Raw genomic sequence first — 6228 nt, forward strand, 5'->3', positions numbered from 1 at the left:
CCTGTTGAATACAGAAATCATCTTCTTGATGCCGCCTAACTTTTTTTAAAATGTCCTTTACAAAGGGTACGGATTAGCTCTCAGCTTCTCTTTTTTTGTATCAGTTCCTGTAAAGTACAGTAACAGGGGTGGTCCGGGCATACCGATACTTGTCGTTAAAAGACCGGATAATCCGCCAACTATGAAATCTCTAGATTTTGTTGATTGAATCTTAAAGTTACAGATTAGCATCAAAGTTAATAGTAAGAGTAGGATGCTAATTGCTAATTTAAATGTGTTGATGTTAATAGAAGTGAAAATGATAATACCAAAAGGAACACCAACTATACTGCCGAAAATTAATCTTTTCAGTAGAATACAATCAATGTCCATTCTTATTTTCCAAATGAGTGATATAGAAATAATGAATGATAAAATGATATTTATTTGTATAGCTTCTTGTGGTAGAAATAACATGAGTAAGAAAGGTGTTGCCATAATAGAAAAGCCAAAACCGGTACTTGTTTGTAAAATAGAAGCTACTAATATAATACAAATGAACATGAATATAGTATTCAAAAAAGCCCCCCTACATAATCAAATTTCATTAATATTTTAACATAAAGTAAAACTTTAATCAGTGAGGGCTTACTACCTAGCAAATCGCCGCTTGTTATGTTGCGGTTAATATTCCAATGATGATCCTGTAGCCTTAAAATATTTTTCGCGTGAAGGCGTCATTACTCGGATTGCTAATAAACAGGAAAGGAAAAGGATGAGTAACGAGCTACTTATTACAGTCATTTGAACGGAAAGAAATTGTGCGGATGCTCCAATTGCTAAAATGAAAAAGATTTGGATAAAACTTTTTATGGAATCAAATACGCTATCGATACGTCCTATCATATGAACTGGGATGTTATTTTGATAAAATGTAAAAAAGCCAGTACCAGCAAATGATGAAGAAATGCCAAGTAAAATGAAACCGCCTGCCGCGACGATAAATGAATTTGAAAAGGCGAAAATTACATAGCCTATTGCTGTGAAAATTGTCCCTAATCCGATACAATATTGAATTGGTAAACGTTTGGCAAAGAGAGAGACAAGAAATGAACCGGAAACGTAAGCAGCGCCAGTTATACTAACAAGCATACTGTATTCTATATCGGTTAAAAACAGTACTTGTCTTGTAAAAACAACTTCTTGTGAATCAAGTGCCATAGCGACAAGCATAGTCGCTTGAAATAAAACGAATATGAGAATAATGTACGTTTCAGTTCGAGCGAATGAAAAAACTTGTTTCCAATCACTTCGTAATGTTTGTACGAAAGTATTTGCAACTTCTTCGCTTTGCTTTGTTTGTAACGTAATATTAGGTAAGAAATAAATGAGAATAGTAGAAAGTAGAAAGGAAAGTGAGTTGCAGTAAATTACAAAGGATGCTGAGTGCGTGGTGAGAAGTATTCCAGCAAGAGCTGGACCGATAATAAAAGCCCCGCTTGTACAAAAGCTACTCCAAGCGTTGAATTGAGCGCGTTCTTCAGCAGGTATAAGCATTGTTTTATAAGAAAATGAAGCTGGATCGAAAAATGATGTAGCAATGCGAGTCAAAAAGATAAAAATATAAATGGCCCAAATAGAATCAAATAGTGGAACGCAGCCAATGAGAACTGCTCGAATGATATCTGTGATGAGCATAATGGACCGCTTGTTTAATCGATCTACTATGCTACCAGACCAAATTTTTGTAACAACGGTCGCAATTGGACCGACAATCCATAATCCTGCTACAGCAGCAGGGGAGTTTGTGCTATGTAAAACCATTACGTTTAGGGCGACGAGATACATAAAATCACCTAAACGAGAAATTCCTGTTCCCGACAATAATAATAATTTATTTTTCATGAGCAGCTGGACCTTTCTTTCATTGTTTTTTTATCCTGCAGGAAATAGCGTATTCCTCTTCAGAGTTTGATTGACGAGCGGTTTTGTTTTCCCAGCGTAATAAAACTTGTGTAACCTCCCAAGTAAGCTGTTGTAATTCCTCTGGAGTTAAAAATAAATGAGAAACAATATGACTACCTGTATTCGTTCCCTCTGTGCCGCTTTCTTCAATATAGAAATGAGCAGATTTTGCCTTGTAATATTTTTCAATAATCCCTCGTTTTTCCTTCGTGTCTACTAATTCAAGTAACCCTCCATCATATAAAATTTGAACGTGATAATGTACGCTACCAGTAGATTTGTTTAGTTTAGTAGCTACTTGTTTTGCAGTGAGTGCTTCGTCTTTTAAAAGGTGAAGAATTTGAATACGAGTTGCGTTGGAAATGAGCTTCTGCTGTTCAGCTGAAATAGTAAGTCTATCGTCAAACATTATGGCATCCCCTTTCTTATAATCTAAATTTATTGTACATTCTAAAAAATTAGAACGTAAGGAAAATAAATCGTCTTTTTCCTTTATATTTCGACATAAATAAAAATAGCATGTACATAAACATGCTATTAAGTAATAGTAGATTCTTCATTAAGTTTCCCGCGATAATACAAGAACAGCCATATAAAACTAACAAAAATACAACATGTAGCTAGAAAACTACCAATTATTTGAGGAGAAAGGATTTCTAATAGCCATCCTGTAATGAACATAGATAACTGTATGAGTGAACCATAAATTGAGTAATGAAAGGAAAAAACTTTACCAATCATATTTTCGTGCGTGTAAGTTTGAAGTAATGTCGTATCAAGTGGAACGATGATTCCTCCTGCTATGCGCATACAGAGTAATGTAATGATACCGAAAATAAGTTGATCGGATAGAATGAATCCAAGAAAGAAAAAGCCTTGTAGGAAGTAGGCCCAACCAAATGCTTTTTTCATTTTTTCTTTATTCCTGGATATGTAAAGATTAACGAGAAGGCTTCCTATCATAAGCCCAGCCCCTTGAACCGTATATAAAATCCCAATGTTCGTGTGGAAAATTTTTTCGGCATAGATTGTTAGAAGTAGCTGATAAGCACCTCCAATAAGCCCCCATGAAATGCCTACAAGAATTAATATTAAAATGATTTTTGTTTGTAATATGTATGTGTAACCATCTTTTATATCAGTAAAAAATGCTTTTTTCTTCTTACAAGTATCATAAGAGGGAACACTCATATTATAAATAAAATAGGCTGAAATAAAGTATGATAGGCTATTTACTAAAAAAGCGAACTCAATATGTAAAGATTGTGCAATTATCCCGCCTAAAGAAGCACCCATAATAGACATAAAACCATTCATTGTACTAGAAAGAGAGTTAGCAGTTACGAAATGATTTTCGTGTACGATGTTTTTTAAGGTTGCTTGTTTAGCTGGCTCAAATAAGCAAGAAAGTACAGATAAACATATATTAGCAATGAAAATAATTTCAATTTTATAGCTTGCGAGTATGTATGTAAGGACTAGAATTCCCCGTGTAATATCGGTAAAAATCATAATATTCTTTTTAGAAAAACGATCTACCACTCCGCCTATAAAAGGGCTAAGAAGTAGTTGTGGTAAACCTTTACTTATAAAAGTAAGTGCGATCATAAACGGTGATTCCGTTATGCTATAGACGAACGTTAATAAAGCTACAGTATGAAACCAATCTCCAAGCACACTTAATGTTTGCCCATAAAATAGTTTTTTGAAGTTATTATTTGTTTTAAGAAGCGCGGAATAAGAAACTGACATAAAAAGATTAATCCTTATGTAATGATGATGCTTGAACTTGTTTTTTTCACTCACTTAAATACACTTTCTCCTCTGTAGGGAGTCCAACAGGTAATTGTGCAATCAATTCTAAACTATTTCCGTCAGGATCGTTAAAGTATACGGCGGCATGCGCTAACTCTGGAAAAACAATTGGTTCAATTGGCTCCATTCCAAAATCTTTTCGTGCTGAAATGCCTTTTTGGTTTAGCCAATGTATTGCATGTTCTAAATCATGTAAGCTTACTTGAAAGGCGATGTGTCGTAAAGAGGGATGATAATTTACTTTGTATTCTGTACCTTCCCAAAGACCGAGCCAACTTTCATTTTCCTTAATCCAAAAGAAAGCAATATCGTCTCCTCTTTTATATAATTTTAGTCCTAGCGATTCGTAAAAAGGTATAGACACTTCTAAGTTACGGACAGGTAAATGTGCTTCGTAAAGACCTTTAATCATTGTAATCCTCCTAAGTAAAAATGTTTCTTATTTCATAGTAAACGTTTTTTTATTAGTTGAAATCACAAAAAAGAGGGACATAACTTCATACGAAAGTATGAAAAAACAGCTCAAATATGAGCTGTTTTCTTATAGTTTTTCGTTCATTTGTTAAGGATAGGATATATTAGTATCCGTATCCGCCGCCACCCCAACAGCTACATCCGATGATGATTAGAAGGATGAATAGTACGATAAGCAAAGCAAATCCACCGCCGAAACCAGCGCAACTTCCACCATAACTCATATGTGTTCCTCCTTTTGAGTAAGTTAATCTATATAATTCATGGACTACTATATACAGTATGTTTTTTGTATAGAAAAGGAGCCAGTCTCTTTTGTAATTAGACAAACGCCTGTATGGTCATTCTAATTGTATATAGAGCTACGGATAGGGGGATGAATCGTGATATATTTTGCGATTTGTTCATAAAAAAATATATGAATTGTAAAAAAACCATTTTTATATTTTTTTATGAGAGAATTTGTACTATAATTTTACAAGTAATATTATGGGAAAAGGGAGTTTTAGTGAAGAGATGGAGATGGGACAATTAAAAAATAAAATAGAAAACAAAAAGAAAGAGCTAATTCAACTTGTTGCTAGACATGGATTGGATCATGATAAAGTTTTGTTATTTAGCCGAGATTTAGATATACTTATTAATAAGTTTATGAATGTAAAAGATAAAGTACATAAATAAAGAATTTGTAGTTTTTTATATTAAGATATTCAACGAAAAAGGAGAGAGATGTATTTGGAACATTTACAAGACGAGCTATATAAACAAATAAAAGAAGAAAAAGGTATTGTTACAATTTTTTTGAAGAGTGGCGTTAGAATAGTAGGAGAAATTGTTGCAATAGACAAATTTACCGTTTTAATGTTAGTTGATGGAAAACAACAACTTATTTACAAGCAGGCTGTATCAACAATAATGAAATAAGACACTCGTGCTGAGTGTCTTATTTCATTATTGCTTACAAGCTTCAACGTCAATGCCAGCAGCTAATAATTTATTTTCACCATCTTGCTCAATGATTTTTTGTAATTTAGATAGGAAAGAATCAAAGTTTGTATGCTTTGCTACTTGGAATGTCATTTTATGTTCAATTGGTAGCCACGTATCAATATGAGCTTCGTTATGCTGAATTTTTACCTCAAGCTTATCAAGTGCGTTAGCAACTTTTGCTTCGTACGTTTCTTTCGCCTCAAACTCCATCCATAAATCATATAATTCCTCGCCGAGAGAACCTTTTAATGTTCGTTTAATATTTAAAATTGCTTCTTGTTCATTCATTTGTTTTTGTAGTTGTAATTCATGACTATTCATTGTATCAAAAGCAGGAATATCACCGGCTTCTGCTTCGACTAGGTCGTGAATAATAACCATTTTAAGTAATTTTTCAATATTTACTTTTTGATCTAAATAAGGTTCAACTAAAATGGCCATTAAAGACATGCGCCACGTGTGTTCAGCAACGCTTTCTTGACGTCCGTTAGAAAGCCAGCTATGTCGCATTTCATATTTTAGTTTTTCTGCTAGTGCAATGACTTGTAAAATGTTATGTTCCATCGTGATCCTCCTCATATTTCTATAATATAATTCTAATATGGAAATGAAATGTGTCAATTTTATGAGTATATTGCGATAAATAGATGATAAGCGTATAATAAACATTATATGTGAAAACGCATTATTAAAATAAAAAAATGTTTTATAAAAATGAAAAGGAAAGGGCAGGAATATGGGAGACGAAAATCAAGGATTTGCTAGACCAGAAAGAAAAAAAAGGAAGTTTGATATTTCTAGCCCAGTGGGCATAATAGTAGGTTTTGCTATTGTAATAGCGGCAATTATGCTTGGCGGAGGCGGAATAAAAGCTTTTAAAAACTTTTTAGATGTTTCATCTATTTTAATTGTTATAGGGGGAACAACACATGCCCATCAACTTAAGAATTTTCACTACCCCCAAGTGACAAAAAACGTTATTCTTTCTAAAAAGCTAGCTAGAAA

General features: G+C 33.4%; 8 protein-coding genes and 2 pseudogenes. 3 read left to right on the forward strand and 7 right to left on the reverse strand.

What is annotated here, in order from left to right:
* Positions 1-75 precede the first annotated feature (75 nt).
* The 6 genes and pseudogenes from PDQ33_RS27850 to PDQ33_RS27875 form a co-directional block, all read right to left on the reverse strand.
* A pseudogene (locus tag PDQ33_RS27850) lies at positions 76-558 on the reverse strand (sulfite exporter TauE/SafE family protein); the annotation flags it as partial.
* Positions 559-663: 105 nt separating this feature from the next.
* Positions 664-1884 (reverse strand): MFS transporter, encoded by a 1221-nt coding sequence (locus tag PDQ33_RS27855; RefSeq protein ID WP_061131070.1) that lies wholly within the window; start codon positions 1882-1884, stop codon positions 664-666.
* Between the two features lie 19 nt (positions 1885-1903).
* On the reverse strand, positions 1904-2353 hold the full coding sequence (locus PDQ33_RS27860) for an ArsR/SmtB family transcription factor (RefSeq protein ID WP_000459093.1): 450 nt from the start codon (positions 2351-2353) through the stop codon (positions 1904-1906).
* A gap of 128 nt (positions 2354-2481) precedes the next feature.
* On the reverse strand, positions 2482-3696 hold the full coding sequence (locus PDQ33_RS27865) for an MFS transporter (RefSeq protein ID WP_250669738.1): 1215 nt from the start codon (positions 3694-3696) through the stop codon (positions 2482-2484).
* A gap of 46 nt (positions 3697-3742) precedes the next feature.
* The gene (locus PDQ33_RS27870) at positions 3743-4171 is read right to left on the reverse strand and encodes a VOC family protein (protein WP_250669739.1); all 429 of its coding nucleotides are present in this window, start codon (positions 4169-4171) and stop codon (positions 3743-3745) included.
* Between the two features lie 166 nt (positions 4172-4337).
* Complete coding sequence (locus PDQ33_RS27875; RefSeq protein WP_000120179.1) at positions 4338-4457, reverse strand: YjcZ family sporulation protein; 120 nt, start codon at positions 4455-4457, stop codon at positions 4338-4340.
* A 238-nt stretch (positions 4458-4695) separates the two neighbouring features.
* Between PDQ33_RS27875 and PDQ33_RS27880 the strand changes: the two genes are divergently transcribed.
* Positions 4696-4914: an aspartyl-phosphate phosphatase Spo0E family protein gene (locus PDQ33_RS27880; RefSeq protein WP_002080856.1), complete on the forward strand. Its 219-nt coding sequence runs from the start codon at positions 4696-4698 to the stop codon at positions 4912-4914.
* A gap of 54 nt (positions 4915-4968) precedes the next feature.
* Positions 4969-5157: an RNA chaperone Hfq gene (gene hfq / locus PDQ33_RS27885; RefSeq protein ID WP_000400653.1), complete on the forward strand. Its 189-nt coding sequence runs from the start codon at positions 4969-4971 to the stop codon at positions 5155-5157.
* 27 nt (positions 5158-5184) lie between these two features.
* On the opposite strand, the gene PDQ33_RS27890 is transcribed toward hfq, so the two are convergent.
* Complete coding sequence (locus PDQ33_RS27890; RefSeq protein ID WP_000400775.1) at positions 5185-5787, reverse strand: HD domain-containing protein; 603 nt, start codon at positions 5785-5787, stop codon at positions 5185-5187.
* 172 nt (positions 5788-5959) lie between these two features.
* Here PDQ33_RS27890 and PDQ33_RS27895 point away from each other — a divergent pair.
* Positions 5960-6228: pseudogene (locus PDQ33_RS27895) on the forward strand (hypothetical protein); the annotation flags it as partial.

The sequence above is a fragment of the Bacillus cereus group sp. Bc031 genome, assembly GCF_027716265.1.
GTDB classification, from domain to species: Bacteria; Bacillota; Bacilli; order Bacillales; family Bacillaceae_G; genus Bacillus_A; species Bacillus_A paranthracis.

What these genes read in the sequence shown, in the direction of transcription:
- PDQ33_RS27855 (WP_061131070.1), bottom strand. Translation starts at nt 1,884, where the DNA reads ATGAAAAATAAATTATTATTATTGTCGGGAACAGGAATTTCTCGTTTA.
- PDQ33_RS27860 (WP_000459093.1), bottom strand. Translation starts at nt 2,353, where the DNA reads ATGTTTGACGATAGACTTACTATTTCAGCTGAACAGCAGAAGCTCATT.
- PDQ33_RS27865 (WP_250669738.1), bottom strand. Translation starts at nt 3,696, where the DNA reads ATGTCAGTTTCTTATTCCGCGCTTCTTAAAACAAATAATAACTTCAAA.
- PDQ33_RS27870 (WP_250669739.1), bottom strand. Translation starts at nt 4,171, where the DNA reads ATGATTAAAGGTCTTTACGAAGCACATTTACCTGTCCGTAACTTAGAA.
- PDQ33_RS27875 (WP_000120179.1), bottom strand. Translation starts at nt 4,457, where the DNA reads ATGAGTTATGGTGGAAGTTGCGCTGGTTTCGGCGGTGGATTTGCTTTG.
- PDQ33_RS27890 (WP_000400775.1), bottom strand. Translation starts at nt 5,787, where the DNA reads ATGGAACATAACATTTTACAAGTCATTGCACTAGCAGAAAAACTAAAA.